Raw genomic sequence first — 24,115 nt, 5'->3', positions numbered from 1 at the left:
GAAAAAGATGAGGCAAATACTAGGGCATGCCCTCATTTTAAAAACGGTCATAAAAATTTAACCATTTTTAGCCTACTTATTCATTTTCGTTCAGATTGATGATATGCCCTACTAAGCAACGGCGACTGGCTGCCCCGTTATAGGATGACTAAGCAGCTGCATATCGACGTTAAAAATCTTGTGCAATACTGTCGGTTGCATGGTGCTGCCGATATCACCGTTATGGCAAATACGACCGTTTTTTAAGGCGATAACTCGATCGGCATACTGCGCGGCCAAATTAATATCATGCAAAATAATAACCACACTCAAGCCCTGCTCATCCACCAAACGACGTATAAGCTGGATAACTTCAAGCTGATAGTGCATATCAAGCGCGGCTAATGGCTCATCAAGTAATAAATATCTGGTGTCTTGTGCCAGACACATAGCAAGCCAAACGCGAGCGCGCTCGCCACCTGAAAGCGTGGCCGTAATGCGGTCAGCGAACGCCTCTGTTTGGGTGATGCGCATGGCTTCTATTACTTTATCTTTGTCTATTTGGTTGGGCTTTTGCAGCCATTTTTGGTGCGGATAACGTCCTAGCATGACCAGCTCACGTACTGAAAACCCAGCGGCTTCTGGTAGTTGCTGTGGCAAATATGCCATTTGTCGCGCCAGCTCTTTACTACTGTACTCACTGATACGGCGCTCATCCAAGCTGATGCTACCGCCATTACTCATCATCTCGCCTGACAACGCTTTGATTAAAGTCGATTTTCCTGAACCATTATGTCCAACCAAAGCGACTAATTGGTTGCTATCAATCTCACAGCTTACATTGTCTAGTAAGGTATTTCCTTGGCGACTGATGGTCAATTGGTTTGCACGTAACATATCGGTACTCATCATGAATTTAAATCGTTGTATTTATATTGGACAGCCAATAAAAACTGATTTTACTCGTAAACGATAATAAAAACAATTATCATTAACTTAAAATACCATTCTTTTTATTTCCGTTCGCTGTTACTTGTAAGTATATATACGACCCATTTTCTTTTATCTGTGACACGTAACCCTCAAATACAAGCCTAATTCTTTATCACCTTAATCATTTTTGAACTCGCACAAACCATTACTCAACTCAATGAAGAACACTTCAATAAGTTGAGATAAGCTAATTGGTTTTTTAGTCGCTTTTATTTCTTTAACCACCAAAGAGCTATCTAGTACCAACGTCAGTAACGACTATCTATGCCGAAGCAATGGCTGTACAAGTATTATTGAAAGACACAAAAAAACGTCTGCTCAATCTCTTGAACAAACGTTTTTAATCCCCTGTACAGCACCTACTACTCAACTTAGCGAGCTACAAACCCGGTAAATTTTTCTCAAACAGCAAGCATATAAAAAGTTCGTTTTGAGAGCGCAAGCTGAGAGACAAATCCAGTCTTTAAGCAACACTCACAGCGGGCAAAACATTGTCTGGCTCGTCACTGGGCGTGATATTGCTATGATTGATGAAGTGAAGCGCCTTTTGTTTGATAGCATTTATATTGTAATCAGCAAGCTCGGCATGCAGAGTGACCACATCACCCATGATAAGTAAAGCAGGTGTCGGTAGCTTGGCGGTGGCTTGTAATTCAGCGATGCTGGCAAGCGTACCGATAAGCAATTGCTGCGTAGGTAGACTGGCATGACTGATAATAGCAAAAGGGGTTTCACTGTCTCGACCAGCCTCTATCAAGCCTTTCGTCATCTCATGCAAACGGTGTAAGCCCATATAAAAAACAACCGTTTGGGTAGTATCAAGCAATTCTTTATAATCGTTATTCGGCGCGCCATTTTTTTTGCAAGCAGTGATGAACTTAACCGATTGCGCATGATCACGGTGCGTTAGTGGAATCCCTGCGCGGCTTGCAGCAGCACTGGCAGCCGTAATACCCGGAATAGATTCAAAATAAATACCATGACGTACCACCTCTTGCAGCTCTTCACCACCGCGTCCAAAAATAAAAGGGTCACCACCTTTTAGCCTCACCACCGTTTTACCTGCCAGCGCGTGTTTGACCAATAGCTCGTTAATGCTCTGTTGTGATAAGGCATGATTGGCGCGGCGCTTACCGACGAATATTTTTTCGGCCGTGCTCGCGCACATATCCAAAACATCTTCGGATACTAAACTGTCATATAACACTACTTCTGCGCGCTGCATCACTCGCCATGCTTTTAAGGTTAATAACTCAGGATCACCAGAGCCTGCGCCGACCAAATATACCATGCCTTTTTTATGAGAATTTTTAGCATTTTCTATACAGTTTTGCCCTGCCAAGTCAGATGTTGGGCTGTTTGCAATAAGGACAGATAAATCAATCATGACGATAGTTCCTAATGACAGTATAAATACAGAAAACCATGTAATAAAAATAAGGTTATTCGATAGAAATCGACCGACCAGATAAGCGCTCAGGCTCGGCTAACCTGTGTTAACACAGTGCAACTAATTCTACATAACAAGTTGCAAGCGACGTGCCATCCCATCATTTAAGCTTGCGCCAATGAGGCGTATTCTGCGATTAATGCGTTGATTTGCCCCACGCAAGACCCACAATTAGTACCTGCGCGGCACTGCTTACCCACTGCCGCCGCACTACTACAATTATGCTGCGTAATAGCGTTGAGAATGGCATTTTTTCCAACCGACATACAAGAGCAGACCAAAGGTCCTGGATCAACATAACCACTGGCAGGCCGCCCCGCGAGCAACCACTTGTATCGTTGATTAACAGGTATCTGGCTAGTATCCGTAAAGCAGCTATCGAGCCAGCGTACACTCGGTAATTGCTTTTGCATTGGGGCAATATAGACTGCCATTATCAGTTGTGCGCTAGAGCTTTTACCATCGGACACTTGACGGTTGATAACAGGGCTATCTGCTCCTACCTTAGACTCAGTTTGGGTCACGATAAAACGTAATTGATTCTGCACATTATCGACAGTAAACGCCGTATGCATGACACCCTTTTGAGAGTTTGGCGGTGATAATGATTGCATAGAGGTCATAAACTGCTGCCAAAACTCGGGGCACGCTAAGGTACTGCTAGACTCCATCATCGGGCTAGCGAGAGTAATCAAGACGCTGTTACTTTGATGACTCAAGCTCCAAGTAAGTGCAGGTAATGCCTCTGGCACAATATTATTTGAACGTGCTTCGCATTTTGTTTCAGATAATTCTTTCTCTGATGCTTTGGCAGAAAAATTGGCCAAAATAGTACGTAATTGCACTATAACAGCGTCTTGCCACTCAGGATGCACCAAAATCTTGCCAAATGATTGCATAGGAACAGGCGTGACGCTAATGGCTGAATTTTTGAGCTCTGGCTGCCCTGAATATGGATCGACCACTGTTGGAATAAGTGGGCCAACTCGGGCAAAGCTAGCAAAAGCATTGCTCCAATGCATGGGCATAAACGCATCACCAACGCGCAACATATCGCTAATGGCAACTTGAGCTAGTACGGTACTTGTGGACTCGTTGCCATCCATAGCTGTATTCATCGAGGTGTCACTGGCTGCCTCATTACTGGTCATACCGTTCTCATAGCTTTCATACCTGCGATGCAGTTGCACAAAATCATTATCTTGAACGCCAAGCTGCCGTGCATCGTTAGCGTGTATGGAAAGTGTCGGTACTGGCTGATGTTGATTTAACTGCGGTGCAAGGCCAGTGCGAGTCATGGTATGCCATTGATCGCGCAGCCTGCCCGTAATCAGGCGTAAATGAACCGCTTGGCTCTCAAATTGAGTATGATAATCAGATTCATGTTCAAAGGATGCTCGATTCTCAACAATCCGTTGGGTATTCTGCCTTCTTTGACGTCGATGCACATTGGCTACGCTCGCCTCGTCAGAGGGCGTAATCGCGATTAACTGTGACTTGATAACACTAGCAGTGGAATTAACGACCTCATTTGTTAAAGGTTTAATCTCATCAATCATAGAGATACGTGTGCCACCCCATTGAAACGGCAACATCTCCTCGTATGCTTGCTTACTGAGTGCGACTGGGGTATATATTTGATTGACGTTCTGGTTAATAGGCTGGCGAATAGATTGATTGACTGGTACCTCATTTGTCATTTCTGTCATTAAAGCAGACAAGTCTTTACTAAGATTCAGATAGCGAGGATAGTTCTTATTAGAATTGGATGTGCTTTGGTCGTCTGCGTTACCATAAGCGGTCAATGCCACATGCTCATTGAATATCTCGCTTGGCTGTTGGTAATCAAATCCCGTTAACCCCATGCGTGTGGCAACCTGAGACAGTATCCACCAATCTGGTTTGGCAAGCCCTACCGCAGGCATTAATGTCCGCTGCCGAGAAATGCGCCGTTCAGAATTGGTGACCGTTCCAGATTTTTCACCCCACCCTTGAGCGGGCAATACAATGTCGGCACACTGCACCGTGTCACTGTCTACCGAGCAATCAGAGACAATCACTAGATCGCACTCAGCAAGCGCTCGACGAAAATTATCGGCATCTGGCAAGCTGACCACAGGGTTGGTTGCCATAATCCAAATAGCCTTGATACGACCATCTAATATCGCAGCGGCAGCATCGCAGGCTTTCACACCCACGTTTGGCGAGATAGGCTGAGGCGAATGCCAAAAGTCTGCCACGAGCTGACGATGATCGGCATCGTCTAGTTCTAAATGAGCCGCTAATAGATTAGCAAGAGCGCCTACTTCTCGTCCGCCCATCGCATTAGGCTGTCCAGTGAGTGAAAACGGACTGGCCCCTACTTTGCCCACACGCCCTGTGAACAGATGAGTATTAATAATGGCATTGACCTTATCAGTCCCACTTTGTGACTGATTGACACCCATGCTAAAAGCAGTGACTGTTTTATCAGTGGCAGCAACGCATTCATAAAACTGGCGGATACTGTCCGCCGATACTTGGCAGGCGTGTGCAACTTTGTCGATGCTCCATGCTTTGGCCGCATTCACCGCATCATCAACGCCCAAACTTTGGTTAACATATTCATCATTTTGGCAACCGTGCTGATCTAGGTAATGCAGCAACCCATTATATAAATGTGTATCCGTGCCCGCAGCAATTGGTAAATGTAAATCGGCAAATTCACAAGAGTCGGTACGGCGCGGGTCTATCACAATCATTTTTTTATTAGGATTGGCTTCTTTGGCGGCTAAAAATCGACCAAACAAAATAGGGTGGCACCATGCCATGTTTGAACCTATCAGCACCAACAAATCGCAAGCCTCTAAATCCTCGTAATTACCCGGCACAAGGTCTGCGCCAAACGCACGTTGGTGCCCTGCTACTGCGGAAGACATACACAGGCGAGAGTTGGAGTCGATATTGTTATTACCAATAAACCCTTTAATAAATTTATTGGCGACGTAGTAATCTTCAGTTAGTAATTGACCTGAGACATAAAACATAATGCTGTCTCGACCGTGTTTGTCGATGGTGTCATTTAAACGACTGGCAACATCCTCTAGTACGGTGTCCCAGTCTGTCTGCTTTATAAGTGGCTTGTCAGATTTACGTTTGGCATTAAAATCGTTATCCAATTGCATAGGCTGATGCTGTTGCATTACTGCTTGCTTGTTTTGATAATATGGCTCGGTCAAGCGGCGCGCGGTTCCCAATGTTTGTGCCAGCGCACTCCCTTTGGAGCACAATTTACCAAAATTAGCAGGATGTTCAGGATCTCCTTTGACGCTCAGCACCTCTGTTGCATTCACGCTTGCTAAAACACCACACCCCACTCCGCAATAAGGGCACGTCGTACGGATAGTAATGGTCGAGCTATCAATCAAATCACCATCAGAGGACGACGATAATGATATTGCTTTTTTGATATTTTTGGCGGCACTTATGTCATGTGTCTCAATGACGTGGCCTGTCGTTTTTTGTACGCTATTAGGTAGGTTGTTCGATTTATTAGCTGACACTACTTTGCTAGCAGCAGATTTATTGGCGGTAGCATCATTCATAATGCCTCCTCTAACAGTTCGGCCGCTTTATGATGATTGATGTTCTTGTCCGTATCATCAAGCTCTACATCGACTTCCGTAGTTGGCGAATTGTTAAGCGTAATTTCATCCAAATGACAATATGCTTCGCCAAATATGAGTGTGTCTTTGATAGGCGTAATATCAACGTTATCTATAATTAACTGACTATAAAATCTGCCATCACTGGTGTCTCCATAAAGCACAGCACCAATGAGTTTGTTTTCTTTGAGGTACAGACAATGATAATGGTTTAAGTCAGGCTGACGATATACGAGGGTCTCAATGGTGTCAGCTGCTTCGTCATCAAAAGCGATTTGCCCTGCAGAAAATGCCGACATACCAGACACTTTTAATTTTAATGATAGCGGTTTGCTCACAAAAGGAATCCAGTGGTCTGGCACGGCGGCTTTACCATCTATCACATTTATATCATTTTCTATCAAAGCATCTTTTAAAACCGTAACCAATGTATCCACTTGCTGATTGACTGGCGCCACCATTCCAAATAGCTCCCCCTCTCGCTCTATACACTCACCAATGGCATAAACATTGGGACAACTGGTGTGCATAAAATCATCGACGACAATACCGCGATTAACCTCAAGCCCGCTTTGTTTGGCAAGCGGTGTATTAGGTATCACGCCCACTGCCATCACGATGAAATCGGCCGCTAGCATGCGCCCGTCTTTTAAAGACAATCCACATACTTCTCCTGCATCATTCATCTCAATGGCCTCAGTATGTGCAGAAACCTCAAGACTAACCCCTCGGCGACTGAGCTCAGCTTGCAAAAGCTCAGCAGCTGGCAGGTCTAGTTGACGATTGAGTACATAGCCATCCATATGAATGACCGTCATGCTCGCGCCCTGTGCCGCCAACGCGCACGCAGCCTCCAATCCCAGTACGCCACCACCAATCACCAAACCCGTTTTTCCTTGGCGGGCATAGTCCATCAGGGCGGTCACATCGGCAAGGTCTCGAAACACATGCACACCTTTAGCTGTGTAATTGGGAAACGGAATGACTCGGGCAGTTGATCCTGTGGCCATCACTAACTTGGCATAATTGAGTGTTTGCCCATCATCCAACTCGATACATTGACACTTGGTATCTATTTTCTCTACCGCAACCCCAGCCAATACGGTGATACCTAGCTGCTCATACTCTGTTTTGTCGTACAAATAAGTATCTTCAAACGCTGTATCGCCAGCCAATACGGGTGATAACATAATGCGGTTATAGCCCACGTGCGGCTCTTTACTGATTAAAGTAATTGGCAAACGGGCGGTGTCATCATTCGATTGTGTGCGAGCAAGCTCAATGGCAAAACGACTGCCTGCCATGCCCGCCCCGATGATAACGATGCCAGCGTTTTTTTGATGACCTGATGCTAAGGCGTGAGTGTTGGTATGAGTATCTACCGTAGTGGTGGCTTGCGATATAGATAATGACATAGACAGTAAATCCCTTAGCCGCGCGGAGCAGCATTGAATGCAAAACAGCGTGTCATGAAAAGTACGCCAACAGCAATAAAATGATGACAAACTCTATGAAGCAAATGCCATGCCATACCAGTAGAGGGTTACGCTTAATGAGGGGTTCTGGGTCACGGCTGTGCGCCTTATTATCGGGGTTAAAATCTTGTAAAAACTCGCCAATGGCTTGATAGCGCGCGTTAGTGTTGACATGTAGCGCACGCATGAGTGCCTGTTGGCTGGCGTCCGGTACGTTCTGTTGCCGTAGCGGCTGCGCGGGCATCAGTAATGTTTGGTTTGGCATCATTAGTGTTTGGGTATTAAATGGCAATTGCCCTGTCAGCAATTCATAGCCAATCACTGCAATCGAGAACAAGTCAGAATGCACGCCTTTTGGTGCATCGGTGTAATATTCTGGTGCAGCATAGTGCAAATCACCATTTGGTGGTCGGGTGCTGTCTTTTAAGATAGAGGAACTGGCGGAACCAAAATCAATCAGTTTGACCGCGCCTGATTTGGTTAAAAGAATGTTTTCAGGTTTGATATCTTGATGTAGCAGATAGTTGCGATGCATGACTCGAACCGCCATGCCAATTTTGGTGAGTAAATCAAAGGTTTGCCACACATCACAAGGCGCATGACGATCCATAAAGTCCCGTAAACTCTCACCAGCGATATATTCAGTCAAATGATATAAGTATGTGGTACTTGCTGGTACTGGATAGTAACGCAGCAGCCCTGACTCACTGAGCCCAGAACCCACGTTATGACCAATATTGTTGGATGCAGGATTGACAGGCAATCGATTGGGATCAGCTTGATTGTAAGCCGACTCACCCGCGCGGCGATGTTTTGATAGGCTCAAACCAATTTTGCGTTCTTTTAAAAAATCACGCAGATAGTGACCATCGGCGACCGAATCTAAACTGGGTGATTTTAGAACAAAGTCATGGTTGTATTCATCTTGCACCCAGTACACGTGACTGCGAGCCGTACGAGCAATGATACCAATCACAGTAAAACCATCAATATGGTCGCCTATCTGTAAATCGGTTGGCAGCTGGTAGCGATTCACATCATGTATGATCGTATCCAGATTATCAAAGTCAATACCATCAAAATGACCAACACCTTTAGAGCCATTGATAGAAGTAAAATGGGCTGATCGTGTGTTCATACTCAGCATAACCATGCTTAGATTGTCATGACTGCCTGCACTAAAGGCTTGCTCGCACACGGCTTGACTGGTGTTAAACCCTAGCGGTAATTTGTGCGTAGTAGCCATCAACTGAAATATATCAGTCGCACTGCTGCACAGCTCAAATTGTAGCTCTGTGGGCTCTATATGCTCATAAACCCCATCTGTCATGATGGCCAAACACTCGTTTTGATGGAGGGTAAATACAGATTGTTGTAGCTCTAACTGGCTATCTGCGCCAATAGCTGCAGCAAGCGCTCCTTTGTCTTGGCCGCGGTGCACGCGGTGATCTTTGCTCAATACCGTCAGACAATCTACCCCAACGCGGTATATTCGAGAGTCGCCTGTATGAAACAGGTGAATACGGTCACCAATACAGAGCAAGCCTGATAACGTAGACAACAATGGCGGTACCCGTTGATACGCTTGAGGGAAATATAGGATATCGTTGGCTTTGTTGACTGCTGTTTTGATGAGACTAGCGACTTGATCATCGTCAAAACTGATGGATGACGTCTCATCTTGTGATTGTGCCAGTGCGGTCAACCCCAATGTGATTTTGTGAGCAATGGTATTCACCACCAATCGACTTGCCTGTTTTGGAAACTGACAAGCGCTGACCCCATCTGCCATCAACACCAATAATGGGGCTGATGATGACGGGTGAGATCTTGCTTGAGATATTGAGCGATTGGCACTAGATGATTCTGTACCTGAACATTGATATGGTAGACAGGTGGTAATAAGTAAACTGTCTTGATTTTCCGTCTTGCGTCCTGCCATCGTGAAAAAATCAAGCCACCATAATGCAGTACTAGCATCATCAAAATTCTTACTTTCACCAGTCTCATCAATAGAGTGCCTATCAATACTCTCCATATTCTTGATGGCCTCATTGGCAACAAACTGATCTGTTTCTATTGCAGATGACGACTGACTGTTATTGATATTAGCTGCCATATCATCAGCGTTTTGGTACACATCACCATCAGCACTTTGACTATTATGTCTATTGGCGTTTGCTACGCTTGCTATCGTCATCTGTCTGCACCCCGTGTTATCTATGACTCACTTGTATTTCGGCAAATGTGCCATCTGGCATCTCTTCAATAATGATGCCTTCTGGCTCTTTTAAGAAAAACAAGGCAAAGAATCCAGCCACTGCTGTCGCGGCAATCACAAAGAAAAACACCTGATAAGACACCAGACTAAGCACCGTTAAATACACCACTGAACCAACATTGCCATACGCGCCTGTCATCCCTGCAAACTGCCCTGTCATACTGCGTTTGATCAGAGGAATCACTGCAAAAACAGCACCCTCACCTGCTTGTACAAAGAATGAGCAAAACATCGTGATTAACAATGCCAATGCAAGTGGCCACGTTGAGTCAAGGAAGCCCATCAACAGATACCCGATGGCCAAACCAGCTGTCAAAATCAATAAAGTTATTTTGCGACCAAACTTATCACTGAGCCAACCGCCACCTGGGCGTGACATGAGATTCATAAAGGCATAGCTCGATGCCAATACCCCTGCCATCACAATCGATAAACTAAAAGTTTCTTGGTAAAACAAAGGTAGCATCGACACGACGGCAAGCTCTGAGCCGAACGTGGCAAAATACAAAATATTTAAGATACCTACTTGCTTAAAATCATAACGATGCGCCGCTGGTACAGGCGTAGTGAATACCTCTTTATTAAAACGGTAGCTACTGATGAACTCGTAAACATACAGTATCGCAAGGCCAATATAGACCATGGTGACACTAGACTGGCTCAGTAAGCTCACACCATCAGGTGATAGTTTCCATGCCAATAATGCCAATGCCAAATACATAGGCAGTTTAAAAACCATCATTAACCAAAAATCACCCGATGACGTCACCATCATGGCACCTGATTTTTTGGGTTTAAAATAAGTAGCCCCTTTGGGTGTATTACGTGCCATCTTATAAAAAATGATGCTATAAAGCGCCATCACCACCCCTGATGTGGCTGTTGCATAACGCCACCCTTCATCACCGCCGAACACTGCTGCGGCACCAATCGCTATAGTTGGTAATAATAGTGCCGCTGCTGCCGAACCAAAATTACCCCAACCCCCATAAATACCCTCAGCTGTCCCCAATTCATTGGTTGGAAACCAATCACTCATCAAACGAATACCCACCACAAAACCTGCACCCACAAAACCCAGTAAAAACCGAGACAGCGCCAAAGTGTTGTAATCCTGCGCGAATGCAAAGGTAAAACAAGGAATAGCACCAATGGCTAAAATAGCGGTATATACAATGCGAGGGCCAAAACGGTCTGTCAGCATCCCGATAATCACGCGGGCAGGAATGGTCAATGCCACGTTTAAAATAAGTAACGTTTTGATTTGATCTTTACTCAGATTGAGTGTTTCTCCAATCGCTGATAGAAATGGTGCATGGTTGAACCATACAAAAAAGGTAAGGAAAAATGCCATCCAACCTAAATGAAGGATTTTATTTTTACCCGTAAATGACAAAACATTAAGCTTGTCTTTACTAGGCGCAACGGGGGCTGATGATGACATAGGCAACTTCCTCAAATGATTAACTTCAGGGTTCTGGCAACGTACTAAATGTTCAAAAAATACAGTATTCAAAAATGATAAGTAGCGATGTTTCAGGCGGTGCAATGGTTATGCCAGTTATTTGTGTACATTGCCAAATCTGTATAAAGGCCAGTGCACGTTAATTATCCAGGCGCCTTTACTAGCGGGTCTATAACCATCGCCACACCTGACGCTTATGCTAATAAAGCATTAACACAGCAGGTTTAAAACATTCCATCAGTCTCCCTTATAAACAGCAATAACATCCAACGTGGGGCACAGTAGTGTCTATTTTGGTGCATTAATTTCTGACATCGCAGTCGGCAATAACGGCATCTATCCTGATTTTTGGCAAGTCATAGCGCTAATTATGCTGACATAAAAACCTTTATACATAAGCGACTGGTCCCGATATGGCATGCCTTTATGCCTAATAGCAACGCGTAAAAACCCAGCTAATCAAAGTGCCATGGCATGATTATTGAATGCTCTGTAATAGTAGGTATTAAATGCTGTTTATCAGCTGTTGTTGAGGGACGGAGCCGTTTATAGCGTGATAAAAAAATAAACGACGACCGTACCCAACCAACCCCATTACTAAGGACAGACGCATGAGTAGCACTGCATTGAGCACAAAAAGTAAAGGCAATTTGGTGGTGATTGGCAACGGTATGGTCGGTCATCACTTTATTGAACGAGCAATTGAGCAAGGTCTACACCAGCAATTTGACATTCATGTATTTGCTGAAGAAGACCGCCCTGCTTATGACCGTGTTTATTTGTCGAGCTACTTTGAACATAAAGATGCCAGTAAGCTGAACCTAGTAGATTTAACGGCTTATGAATTATCAAAAGTTAATTTGCATTTGAATCAGTGTATTGTAGATATCGATTCGGCCAGTCAGCGTATTACTACTGAGGCAGGCGAGATTATTGAGTACTCTGAGTTGGTACTAGCGACTGGTTCATATCCTTTTGTGCCGCCTATCCCAGGCCGCGAGCATCCGCACTGCCACGTATACCGTACCATTGCAGATTTAGATGAGATTTTAGCGATTGCTGAACTGCCCACTGTCAAAAAAGGTGTGGTAGTCGGTGGCGGTTTACTGGGGCTTGAGGCTGCAAAAGCACTCGTGACGCTAGGTCTTGATACCTATGTGGTCGAGTTTGCGCCGCAATTGATGGGTGTTCAGCTTGATGCCGCTGGCGGTGAGATTTTAAAGCGAAAAATAGAAGCACTGGGTGTCAAAGTACTGACGGGGAAAAACACCAAAGAGATTCTATCTAACACTGCGCCGAACTCTGATGACACCAGCGGTGATGATCAACATTTAACCATGCAGTTTACAGATGGCACCTCTCTAACGACCGATATGATTGTGTTTAGCGCCGGTATTAGACCGCAAGATGGTCTCATTAAAAACAACCCCGAGTGCGGTATCGAAATGGGCGGGCGCGGTGGCATCTTGATCAATGAGCAATGTCGCACCAACGCTGATCATGTTTATGCCGTAGGCGAATGCGCAGTATGGGACAACAAAGTATTTGGTCTGGTGGCTCCCGGTTACAATATGGCCAGTATCTGTGCCGCGCAAATTGCTGGTGATAGCAAGCAGATATTTACGGGTGCTGACATGAGCACCAAGTTAAAACTGATGGGTGTGGATGTGGGTAGTATTGGCGATGCACATGGTACGAGTGACGGTAGCTTAAGCTATCTGTATCAAAACCCTGCTGAGGGCATCTATAAAAAACTGGTTACTACACCGGATAACAAACGCTTGCTTGGTGCCGTATTGGTAGGCGACACCGAAGACTATAACAACTTACTGCAACTGTATTTAAATGACATTGACCTACCCGCACATCCCGAAAGTCTGATACTACCCAATGTCGAAAAACCCGTGATGGGTATCGACAATCTGCCAGATACCGCCACGATTTGCTCTTGTTATAACGTGACCAAAGGTGCTATCTGCTCGGCAGTCGAAAACGGTGCATACTCCGTCAGCGATGTAAAAACCATGACCAGTGCTGGTAGTGGCTGTGGTGGCTGTGCACCTATGGTCAAAGATACGGTCAGCTATCAACTTACCGCCATGGGCTTTGAAGTAAACAATGACTTGTGTGAGCACTTTGCTTACTCTCGTCAAGATTTATATAGTCTGATTCGCGTGCACGGTATCAAAACCTTTGATGAATTACTAACTGAACATGGTAGCGGTCATGGTTGTGAGATATGTAAACCAACGGTCGCCTCTATTTTAGCATCGTGCTGGAATGACTACGTACTCAAAACCGAACTGACACCACTACAAGACAGTAACGATTACTACTTAGGTAACATCCAAAAAGACGGCACTTATTCCGTCGTACCTCGTGTGCCAGGCGGTGAAATTACTGCAGACAAGCTCATCGTACTGGGTCAAGTAGCGAAGCAGTTTAATTTGTACACCAAAATCACTGGTGGGATGCGGGTCGATCTGTTTGGCGCGCGCATGGAGCAATTGCCTGATATTTGGACGCAACTGGTGCAAGCAGGCTTTGAGACTGGCCATGCCTATGGTAAATCTTTACGTACCGTGAAATCTTGTATTGGCAATAACTGGTGCCGTTACGGAGTCGATGACAGCATTGGTCTCGCCTTAAGATTAGAAGATCGTTATAAAGGCGTACGCTCACCGCACAAAATCAAGATGGGTGTGTCGGGTTGTATGCGCGAATGTGCTGAGGCTCAAAGTAAAGACTTTGGCATGATTGCGACTGAAAACGGCTGGAATTTATTTGTCTGCGGTAATGGTGGTATTACCCCGCGTCATGGTGAGCTGTTCGCCACCGATCTAGATACCGAAACCATGGTCAAATACATCGACCGCATCATTATGTTCTATATCAAAACAGCAGACAAACTACAGCGCACTTCAAAGTGGCGTGAAAGCTTAGATGGTGGGCTTGACTATCTGAAGGCTGTCATTATCGAAGACAGTTTAGGCATAGCAGATGAGCTTGAAGCTCAAATGCAATTATTGGTCGACAATTACGTGTGTGAGTGGGCGGCGACGATTAACGACGCCGAAAAACTCAAACGTTTCCGTCATTTTGTAAACAGTGAGCAAGGCGATGAGAATGTCGTTTTCGTGACTGATCGTGAACAGATTCGTCCAGCGACTGATGCGGAAAAAGCAACCATCAACTTGGTTGAATTGGCCTAGCCAATGATGAGTGCCTTGTTAATTATCACAAAAAACAAGGCGCTGTTTTTTCCACTCATGTTTTTAGACTCATTTTTCTCAAATCATGTTTTGCAACTTGCAGCTTATCGCTCACGATTTATCACTCATACAGAGCAATATTATCATCACTAAGGATACCGCCTCATGAACCAACAGACTATTTGCACACTTGACGATATCATTCCTGAAACCGGCGTCTGTGCACTGATAGATGGCAAACAAATTGCTATTTTTCGCACCAAACAGAACGATTTATTTGCTCTTGATAACTACGATCCATTCAGTCAAGCCAATGTATTGTCTCGAGGGTTGATTGGTGGCACCACAATTACAGATGATACAGGAACAGCAAAAGAAGTCCTTTATGTGGCCTCGCCCATCTATAAGCAACGCTTTAACCTAGCTACTGGTCAGTGTTTAGATGATGAGAGCGTGATGCTGGATGCATATCAGGTCGTCTTAAATGACAACAATGTCATGATTGCAAGGGTATAAATAAAAACTAGGGCTTGTTATGTTGTCTTAGAAGACACAAGCCCTAGCGTTTTAATGCAGAGTTTAGAGACAAAAGTTTTTCGGGTCACTGACTCTTGAGTCGGCTGATGGTAATTCCCGTAAAACCAAACAATATCGTTAGTAACAGCGATAAATAACAGAAGAACGCATAAGGCAGATAATCAAGCACGGGCACGCCTAATGCTTGGCTGATAAACACACCGCACACACTCCAAGGCACTAGAGGATTGATGACCGTACCTGCATCTTCAATGGTACGAGACAGGTTTTTTGGGTGTAAATTCAACCGCTCAAACGTCGGACGAAAGGCAGTACCAGATAATAAAATACTCAAATACTGCTCGCCAATAAGCACGTTAATACTCAGAGCAGACATGGCAGCGGCAAATATGGCGCGTCCTGATGTGGTTAATGTGTCTTTAATCCCTGATAACAGTGCTGGCAAAATACCCAATGCTGTGAGCAAGCCACCGAGACTGAGTGCCAATATTACAATCGCTTGAGTGAAGAACATACTCTGCACACCGCCGCGCGATAGCATACCACCGACTTCACCCAGCTCTAACGATTCAGCCGGTGCATAGCCTGCAAATAAATAGCCGCCTAATTGTCCAAAGCTCGGCGAGCTGTGCAAATAAGTAATAATCAATGCTGCCACAATGGTACAAATAATCGTATAAATGGCATTGACACGAAAAACTGCCAACCCAACCAGTACCACAAATGGCAATACCGCATAACCATGTACCAAGCCACTTTCAATCAACTGACCTTGCAATACGGTTACTTGACTCAAGTCAGAGCCTGCGGTCTGCCCAGAGAAAAACCAAAAAATAATGACCGTGAGTATCCACGCTGGTACCGTGGTATACATCATATTGCGAATATGCTCAAACAAATCAATACCCACCACCGATGAAGCAATGGTACAGGTATCTGATAACGGCGACATTTTATCACCGAAAAACGCCCCTGAAACCACCGCACCAGCCGCAATCGCCACGTTGGCATCAAAGGCATTACTCATACCAATAAAAGCCACGCCCAATGTCGCCGCGGTGGTCAAACTACTGCCCAAGGCAATACCAATAATAGAGGTCAATACAAAGGCTGAAATGTAATAATACTCTGGTGAAATCAACTGAAAACCAAAATACATCAGCGTTGGAATAGCACCAGACATCATTAAAGCGGCGACCATCAAACCAATAAAGAAGAATAGATAGATCGCACCGATACCACGCATGACACCCGATGCCATTTGCGCTTGCATGTCATCAAAGGTCAAGCCTTTAAACAGACCAATGCCCAGCAAGACACAAATAGCGAGTATCAATGATAAATGCGGTACCCAGCCAAAACCTATCATGGTAACGCCCATAATAGCGATGACAATGGCAGAAATCATAAATGCCAGTTGAGGTGAAATTTGGGTTAATATTTTTGGAGGCATCACACATCCTTAGCTTGCCAGTCAAATCTGGCGTTAGGGTTGGCTTTGAGTCGGACAAGTTTAATGAGTTGCAATAGCGATTGCTACCCTCATTATTGATCCAGCAGACTATCGGTCTTAGCTGCCATGACAAAATCATTGCGATGCAGACCTTTAATGCTGTGTGACCACCACGTAACCGTCACCTTGCCCCACTCTATCAATATGCCAGGATGATGCCCTTCTGCTTCGGCGATGTCTGCTAATTGGTTAGCAAACTCCATCGCCTTGACGAAGTTTTTGAATTTATATTGACGTTGTAATTGCTTAATGCCATCAACCTCGATCAATGACCAATCTGGAATTTGCTGTAATAGTTCTTGTGCTTCGATGTCGCTGACCGTTGGCGCGCCAATGCGGCAGGCCTCACAGCTGGCTTGTGATAATGTCGTCATTATAATGTCCTTTTATGTTAACTATTCATTTTTTTAATACTGTTACTTTTAATACAGTTACGTCCATGTTGACGCTGTCATTTACGACTGCATCATTCAAATGATGCCGTTTTTCTTAACCATGTATTAGGCGTTTTTTACCGTATAACTAGGCTCGAACAATCCTAGCGACATGGCTTGTTTGACCATTCCCATGACATCGCTATTGACGATATCAAATAATGTATCCAAATCATCAATGACATAATAAATCGGCTGGATATGATCGATACGATAAGGGGTACGTAACACATCAAGCAAGTCAAACGCTCGGTGCTCTGGTTGATTTTGCGGTTGATGCTGAGGTTCTGCTTGCTGCTCAGAACCAGCATTGAGCGCATAAACCGTCTCAGACGGTGAGCTTAAGATGCCTCCGCCATAGATTCGGCGACTGCCTTTATTTTGTCCCACCAAACCAAACTCGATGGTGAACCAATAGAGCCGTGCCAAAAACCACCGTTCTTCTTTAGTGGCATTAAGACCCAGCTTGCCATAAGTTTCATTGAACGTCGCAAAGGCAGGATGGGTCAAAAGCGGACAATGTCCAACGATTTCATGAAAAATATCAGGCTCTTCGATATAGTCCATATCATCAAATCGACGGATAAAAGTTGCCACCGGAAAGGATTTATTGGCAAGCAATTTAAAAAACTTACCAAAACTGATTAATGCAGGGACAGCGGCAGTTTGCCAGCCAGTCGTGGCTTGCAATACTGCATCAATATCTTGCAGCTGCGGAATACGCGTAGCGGGCAAATTCAGTTTTTTTAAACCGTCTAGATAGGCTGGGCAGGCGCGATTGGGTATTTGCTCGGCTTGACGCTCAAGTAATGCCTGCCACATACCATTTTCATCATCACTATAATGAATATGACCATGGCTATCTGGCTGATGCGACACGTAAGGTTGTTTTTTAGGCATAGAATCCTGCTTTTTATGAGCAGAATCATCGTGACTGGCATCAGTGCCTAGCGTTTTGCAAGCAACGCTGTTGGCACCGATAGCTTTATTAACAGAATTCGTATGTGGTAGGCGTTCCATGCCTGTATTCCTTTTATTGCCATTAGCGCTCTGAATTTTTGCTAGTCGTTTTCAATCATGACTGAATCATAGCTCAGTCATCGCATTGAACACATGGTATTACAGAGCGCAGTGGTTATTAGGGACAAGACAAACTCCTTTTGCCCTGCCCGTTTATTTTATGGATTTTTCCCTAAATGTAGAGGCGCTTACGGTGTTTCAGTTTCTGGCTGACCAACCGTGCCACGACGGACTTGATCGCGCTCGATGGATTCAAATAGGGCTTTGAAATTACCTTCGCCAAAGCCATCTTCGTAATCACCTTTACGCTGGATAAACTCGAAGAAAACAGGGCTACCTAAGATAGTTTCAGAGAAAATTTGTAGCAGCAGACGCGGTGTTCCGCCTTCAGTGGTGCCATCTAACAAGATACCGCGCATCTGTAGCTCAGAGACATTTTCGCCATGATTTGGTAGACGCTCACTCAGCATTTCATAGTAAGTCGCGGTTGGAGCGGTCATAAGCGGGATACCCGCTGCTTTTAATTTATCAATGCTGGCAAACAAATCATCGCTGGCTAAAGCAATGTGCTGAATACCTTCACCGTTGAAGTGCATCAAGTATTCTTCAATTTGACCGCCGCCCTGCTTTGACTCTTCGTTCAATGGAATACGGATTTTGCCATCAGGCGCTGTCATGGCTTTACTGGTCAAACCCGTATATTCACCTTTGATGTCAAAAAAGCGGATTTCGCGGAAGTTAAAAATGCGCTCATAAAAGTTTGCCCAATAAGCCATACGACCACGGTAAACGTTATGGGTTAAATGGTCGATAACTTTGAAACCATGCCCGACAGGACGACGGTCTACATCAGCAAAAAACTCGAAATCGACGTCATAAATAGACTCACCATCTTTATAACGATCGATGAGATAAATCAGTGAGCCACCGATACCCTTGATAGCAGGCAGGCGCAGCTCCATCACACCAGTGGGTACGTCTACTGGCTGCGCGCCCATTTCGATGGCACGCTCATAAGCTTTTTTGGAATTCTGCACACGAAAACCCATGCTACAAGCGCCAGCACCATGCTCTTCAACGAAATAACTCGCTTCGCTTTTTGGTTCACGATTTAGAATAAGATTGATGTCACCTTGACGGTATAGCGCCACATCTTTTGAGCGATGGTTGGCGACATGGGCAAAGCCAAGCTGTTTGAACAATGCGTCGACCGCATCCGGTTGAGGTGAGGCGAATTCAACAAAATCAAACCCATTCAGGCTCATTGGGTTATCAAATAAATCTGCCATTGTAATCATCCTTAATTTCAATTGGTGGTAAAAATGCGATAAAAAATGTCTTCAATCAATAATTCTTATTGACGATGTATTTATATTAGATTAGGTTTATTTATAAGACTAATTGTTTTTTATGATTTATTTATCAGGTTTACTTATGAATATCAGCATTCGCCAATTAACCGCTTTTATCCAAGTCGCTGACAATGGCAGTTTTACCCGTGCCAGCGATCAGATGCATTTGACCCAATCTGCCGTTAGCGGCTTGATTAAGGAGCTAGAGTCCAGCCTTGGTATTGTGCTGTTCGACCGTACTACCCGCCAGTTGTCGTTGTCGGTAGTAGGACGGCATTTATTGCCGCAAGCACGGCGTATCTTGAATGAGATGCAGCTGTTTGAAAATGAGGCGAGCAGCTTAACAAGCTTGGCGCAAGGTCAAGTCCGACTCGCTGTTTCGCAGTTTGCCGCCTCCTCTATGCCAGCGGTCATCGCCCAGTTTTCCAAACAACACCCCGAGATTAGCGTGTCGCTATTAGATTGTTCGGCAGAAAACTTACTCAGACATATTCAGGACATTGAAGTAGATTTGGGTGTCGGTACTGAGCTTGGATTTATGGAGGCTGAGGACGACATCAATGCTGATTTGTTATATCAGCTGCCATTTTGTGTGGTGATGCCTGACAACCATGCGCTGGCACAAAAGCATGAAATAACGTGGCAGGATTTATTAGACATTCCGCTCATCACGCTGCAAGGTCCTTTCATTGAACAAGTAACAGTCGAGTTGGACGACCGGATCGCCAGTCATATTCAACAGGCACGGTATAAAGTGAATTTTATGTCTACCGCGCTTGAAATGACCCGTCAAGGCTTCGGTATTACCTTATGTTTGCCCTATATGCCCGAAGTCATTGACTGGGTTAGCGCCAACGGCTTACAAATGAGGCCGCTGGCACAACCCGTTAAAATGCGGCAGTTTTTTATCTATCAGCGTTCTTCTCGTGCGTTATCGCCTGCTACCATTGCTTTCAAAGACTTCTTGCAGAGCTATTTTTCCAGTCATTTTAATGACTTACAGCATACTTAAGTATCGCTGATACAGACATGATCGGTGCTTAAAAAGCCTTGAAACACAATGGTCTCAATCAACTATTTTATTAATTATGCAAGATAATTGAATCTCATATTGAGTTAACCGTCAATTTGCTCTATGATTTTTGGCGGCTTGATTTATATTTCATAAGGAAACAACATGTTTGAACGTATCGACTATTACGCTGGTGATCCAATTTTAGGGCTGATGGAAAAATATACAGCAGATAACAATCCTAAAAAGGTCAATTTAGGCATTGGTATTTATTATGATGAAAATGGTGTATTGCCCGTACTTGACTGTGTAAAAACAGCCGAAGAACGCATTGCCGATCCTATTGCGCCGCGTCCATATCTGCCGATGGGAGGCTTACCAGGACATCGTAAAGGCTGTCAGGAATTACTGTTCGGTAAAGACGCGCAGATTTTAAAAGACGGTTTGGTCGCTACTATCGCTACGATCGGCGGTTCTGGCGCGTTAAAAGTCGGCGCTGAGTTCATCCATGAATGGTTCCCACAATCTAAATGCTATGTGAGTGATCCAACATGGGGCAACCACATTGCCATTTTTGAAGGCTCTGATGTCGAAGTGGGTAAATACCCGTACTATGACAAAGCCAACAGCAGCATCAAATTCGATAAAATGATTGCGTTTTTTGAGACGTTGAACAAAAATGATGTGATTTTGCTGCACCCTTGTTGCCACAATCCAACAGGTCTAGATTTGACCCGTGAGCAATGGGATACCGTGCTGAACGTCATTCAAGCGCGCGAATTGATTCCATTTATGGACATTGCCTACCAAGGCTTTGGCGAAGACATGGACAGCGATGCTTATGCGATTCGTAAAGCTGTCGATATGGGCTTGCCATTGTTTGTCAGCAACTCATTCTCTAAAAACTTATCGCTATATGGTGAGCGTGTTGGCGGTCTATCAGTTGTTTGTCCAACGGTTGACGAGACAGAGCGCGTCTTCGGTCAGCTAAATGCTACCGTACGCCGTATTTACTCAAGCCCGCCATCACATGGTGGTCGTGTGGTCGATATCGTTATGAACGACGAAGCACTACATAAGCAATGGGTTGGCGAAGTTTATGCGATGCGTGACCGTATCAAAGCCATGCGTTTACAGCTAAAATCAGTGTTAGAAGCCAAAATCCCGAACCGCAACTTTGACTATATTACCCGTCAAAACGGCATGTTTAGCTTTACTGGTCTGACGCCTGAGCAAGTCGAACGCTTACAAAGCGAGTTTGGCATTTACATGGTTTCCAACTCACGTATGTGTGTGGCTGGACTGAACACCAGCAACATCGACTATGTGGCCAATGCCATGGCAGACGTCTTAAAAGACTGAGTGAGCACGCATTAAAGCGGTGCGGTAGTCAGTAATAGCGATTCATAAGAAGGTTGAGCGAGTGCTCAGCCTTTTTTATGTCCTGCGTTTTCCTATTTATTTTACCAAAGAACATCAATGTCCCTAGTATCACGTCTCTTTTAAGAAAACACTGCACAAAAACCCTTGCAATCTCCACTTTGATAAATTACATTATGCGTAAGTAGTTAATTATAACGTAATTCATAATATGCTTTAGCAAGGAGCACCCTATGTCAAAGATTGACAACACCCTCACATCCTTTATCGATATCGCCGCTGATTCTGACTTCTCCATTCATAACCTACCTTATGGTATTTTTAGTGATACCAAAGATGCTGCTGATAATAACAAGCGCCGCGCTGGTGTGGCTATCGGTGAGTACGTATTGGATTTGGCTGTGCTCGAAGCAGAAGGTTTACTGAGCTTAGAGGGTGGTCCATATTTCGATCAACCAACGCTCAATGCTTTTATTGACTCAGGTCGAGACAATTGGACTCAAGCACGCACAACCATCCAAACTCTCCTATCTAGTGCTAGCGATGCCTTGCGTGATAATCAAGACTTGCAGAAAAAAGCGCTATCTAATCAAGCAGACGTCACCATGCATCTGCCTGTTCACGTACCAGGTTTTACCGATTTCTATTCGTCTAAAGAGCACGCCACCAACGTCGGTACTATGTTTCGTGATCCAAACAACGCCCTGCTACCTAACTGGACTGAAATGCCAGTCGGCTATAACGGACGCGCCAGCACCGTCATCGTCAGTGGCACTGATGTGATACGCCCCTCTGGTCAATTAAAGCCAAATGCTGACGACCGCCCTATTTTCTCAGCCTGCAAGCGTTTAGATTTTGAGCTTGAGACTGCTTTTGTAGTTGGTAAAGGTAATAGCATTGGTCAACCAATTGCAGTAGACAATGCCCCTGAGCATATTTTTGGCATGGTTTTGCTCAACGACTGGTCAGCCCGTGACATTCAAAAATGGGAATACGTGCCTTTAGGGCCATTTAATGCTAAAACCTTTGCTTCTGAAGTCTCGCCTTGGATTGTGACTATGGATGCGTTGGCACCTTTTAAAACGGCATGCCCGATTCAAGAGCCAAAACCATTGGCATATCTAAACGAAAAAGACAGCAATAATAGCTATGACATCCATCTATCAGTTGAGTTATTGCCTGAAAACTCAGATATCGCCACTGTGGTTTGTGAGACCAACTTCAAACATATGTATTGGTCAATGGCGCAGCAGCTCACGCATCACACCATCACTGGCTGTAAAGTGGAGGTTGGCGATATGATGGGCTCAGGTACGATTTCAGGACCAACGCCAGATTCTTATGGCTCAATGTTAGAGATTGCTTGGAATGCGACCAAACCTGTCACTTTAAAAGGCGGCGAGACCCGCAGTTTTATTGAAGATGGCGACACAGTAATCATGAAAGGCTATAGCGAAAAAGACGGCATTCGTGTCGGCTTTGGTGAAGTACGCGGCAAAGTACTGCCCGCGCTTAACTTTGATTTTGACAAATAGTCTAGAAAAAATGTGAGCACTATTGTTTTGAGCTGCCAAGCAACCATCGACCTATAGTCAATCGGTACTGGCAGCCTATTACTCACTGCATTCTCTATCAAAAGGAGTTTGATATGAGCTTTAAAATTGAAAAAATCCATCATGTGGCCTATCGCTGCAAAGACGCCAAAGAAACCGTTGAATGGTATCAAAAATACCTAAACATGGACTTCATCCTTGCATTCGCTGAAGACCACGTGCCTTCGACCAAAGCCTTTGATCCTTATATGCATGTTTTTTTAGATGCCGGTAATGGCAACGTATTGGCGTTTTTTGAAGTGCCCAATCAGCCTGAAATGGGTTTTGATCCGAATACCCCAAATTGGGTGCAACACTTAGCCATGAAGGTAAAAGACCGTGATGCCTTAATGGCAGCAAAAAAGCATTTAGAAGAAAATGGTATTGATGTGGTCGGCGTGACCAATCACGGCATCTTCCATTCTATCTATTTCTTTGATCCTAATGGCCATCGCATGGAACTCACCTACGATGATATTACCTCAGAAGAAAAAGTCTCGATGATTACTGAATCCATGAAGTATGAGATGTTAGAAGAATGGTCACGTACCAGACGCGCACCATCTCATACCCAGTTTTTACATGCAGAGGAACTGGCTGAAGCAAGAGAAGTCGCGCCTGTCGGTGAGTGATTGACCTGTTATTGTGTTCGTTATCTCTTTTTATATGATTAATTAGGGCGTGCCATCATTTTAAGACCACTAAATGTATCAACATACTAATTGATGACACGCCCTAGGTAGCGAACAATATCTAACCATCATGAAAGGATTCAA

Annotated in this window: 16 protein-coding genes; 6 read left to right on the top strand and 10 right to left on the bottom strand. The window is 44.6% G+C overall.

The window, feature by feature from the left end:
• Nucleotides 1-111: 111 nt before the first annotated feature.
• From JMW85_RS07145 to JMW85_RS07120, 6 genes are all read right to left on the bottom strand, one after another.
• Nucleotides 112-876: an ABC transporter ATP-binding protein gene (locus tag JMW85_RS07145; protein ID WP_201581782.1), complete on the bottom strand. Its 765-nt coding sequence runs from the start codon at nt 874-876 to the stop codon at nt 112-114.
• A gap of 559 nt (nt 877-1,435) precedes the next feature.
• Nucleotides 1,436-2,359, bottom strand: coding sequence for a uroporphyrinogen-III C-methyltransferase (gene cobA / locus JMW85_RS07140; protein ID WP_201581300.1), 924 nt, complete (start codon nt 2,357-2,359; stop codon nt 1,436-1,438).
• Between the two features lie 167 nt (nt 2,360-2,526).
• The gene (locus tag JMW85_RS07135) at nt 2,527-6,006 is read right to left on the bottom strand and encodes a nitrate reductase (protein WP_201581299.1); all 3,480 of its coding nucleotides are present in this window, start codon (nt 6,004-6,006) and stop codon (nt 2,527-2,529) included.
• A complete protein-coding gene (locus tag JMW85_RS07130; RefSeq protein ID WP_201581298.1) occupies nt 6,003-7,481 on the bottom strand; it encodes an NAD(P)/FAD-dependent oxidoreductase in 1,479 nt (492 codons plus the stop codon). Before JMW85_RS07130 ends, JMW85_RS07135 begins: the two co-directional genes overlap by 4 nt.
• Before the next feature lie 52 nt (nt 7,482-7,533).
• Nucleotides 7,534-9,741 carry a protein kinase domain-containing protein gene (locus JMW85_RS07125; protein WP_307783121.1) on the bottom strand — a complete coding sequence of 736 codons (2,208 nt, stop codon included), beginning with the start codon at nt 9,739-9,741 and terminating at the stop codon, nt 7,534-7,536.
• A 16-nt stretch (nt 9,742-9,757) separates the two neighbouring features.
• Nucleotides 9,758-11,266 carry a NarK family nitrate/nitrite MFS transporter gene (locus tag JMW85_RS07120; RefSeq protein ID WP_201581297.1) on the bottom strand — a complete coding sequence of 503 codons (1,509 nt, stop codon included), beginning with the start codon at nt 11,264-11,266 and terminating at the stop codon, nt 9,758-9,760.
• Between the two features lie 632 nt (nt 11,267-11,898).
• Between JMW85_RS07120 and nirB the strand changes: the two genes are divergently transcribed.
• On the top strand, nt 11,899-14,499 hold the full coding sequence (gene nirB / locus JMW85_RS07115; RefSeq protein ID WP_201581296.1) for a nitrite reductase large subunit NirB: 2,601 nt from the start codon (nt 11,899-11,901) through the stop codon (nt 14,497-14,499).
• Nucleotides 14,500-14,664: 165 nt separating this feature from the next.
• Nucleotides 14,665-15,015 carry a nitrite reductase small subunit NirD gene (gene nirD / locus JMW85_RS07110; protein ID WP_087815345.1) on the top strand — a complete coding sequence of 117 codons (351 nt, stop codon included), beginning with the start codon at nt 14,665-14,667 and terminating at the stop codon, nt 15,013-15,015.
• A gap of 85 nt (nt 15,016-15,100) precedes the next feature.
• Here the strand turns inward: nirD and nhaC are convergent, their stop codons facing one another.
• From nhaC to hppD, 4 genes are all read right to left on the bottom strand, one after another.
• On the bottom strand, nt 15,101-16,489 hold the full coding sequence (gene nhaC, locus JMW85_RS07105) for a Na+/H+ antiporter NhaC (protein WP_055124079.1): 1,389 nt from the start codon (nt 16,487-16,489) through the stop codon (nt 15,101-15,103).
• A 92-nt stretch (nt 16,490-16,581) separates the two neighbouring features.
• Entirely contained in the window at nt 16,582-16,923 is a 342-nt protein-coding gene (locus JMW85_RS07100) for a 4a-hydroxytetrahydrobiopterin dehydratase (RefSeq protein ID WP_201581295.1), read from the bottom strand.
• A gap of 126 nt (nt 16,924-17,049) precedes the next feature.
• Nucleotides 17,050-18,003, bottom strand: a complete 954-nt coding sequence (gene phhA / locus JMW85_RS07095) for a phenylalanine 4-monooxygenase (protein WP_201581294.1) — start codon at nt 18,001-18,003, stop codon at nt 17,050-17,052.
• A 188-nt stretch (nt 18,004-18,191) separates the two neighbouring features.
• Nucleotides 18,192-19,292, bottom strand: coding sequence for a 4-hydroxyphenylpyruvate dioxygenase (hppD, locus tag JMW85_RS07090; RefSeq protein ID WP_045447873.1), 1,101 nt, complete (start codon nt 19,290-19,292; stop codon nt 18,192-18,194).
• Nucleotides 19,293-19,437: 145 nt separating this feature from the next.
• Between hppD and JMW85_RS07085 the strand changes: the two genes are divergently transcribed.
• The 4 genes from JMW85_RS07085 to JMW85_RS07070 all read left to right on the top strand — a co-directional run bounded on the left by JMW85_RS07085 (nt 19,438) and on the right by JMW85_RS07070 (nt 23,971).
• The gene (locus JMW85_RS07085) at nt 19,438-20,367 is read left to right on the top strand and encodes a LysR family transcriptional regulator (protein WP_201581293.1); all 930 of its coding nucleotides are present in this window, start codon (nt 19,438-19,440) and stop codon (nt 20,365-20,367) included.
• Between the two features lie 165 nt (nt 20,368-20,532).
• On the top strand, nt 20,533-21,729 hold the full coding sequence (locus JMW85_RS07080) for an amino acid aminotransferase (RefSeq protein ID WP_201581292.1): 1,197 nt from the start codon (nt 20,533-20,535) through the stop codon (nt 21,727-21,729).
• Between the two features lie 251 nt (nt 21,730-21,980).
• The gene (fahA, locus tag JMW85_RS07075) at nt 21,981-23,282 is read left to right on the top strand and encodes a fumarylacetoacetase (protein ID WP_374220449.1); all 1,302 of its coding nucleotides are present in this window, start codon (nt 21,981-21,983) and stop codon (nt 23,280-23,282) included.
• A 113-nt stretch (nt 23,283-23,395) separates the two neighbouring features.
• Nucleotides 23,396-23,971, top strand: coding sequence for a VOC family protein (locus JMW85_RS07070; protein ID WP_201581291.1), 576 nt, complete (start codon nt 23,396-23,398; stop codon nt 23,969-23,971).
• Nucleotides 23,972-24,115: the final 144 nt, after the last annotated feature.

This window comes from Psychrobacter glacincola, assembly GCF_904846075.1.
In the GTDB taxonomy this organism is placed as follows: domain Bacteria; phylum Pseudomonadota; class Gammaproteobacteria; order Pseudomonadales; family Moraxellaceae; genus Psychrobacter; species Psychrobacter glacincola_C.
Note: the sequence above shows the minus strand (reverse complement) of the source record. Positions and strands in the feature narration are given on the sequence as shown.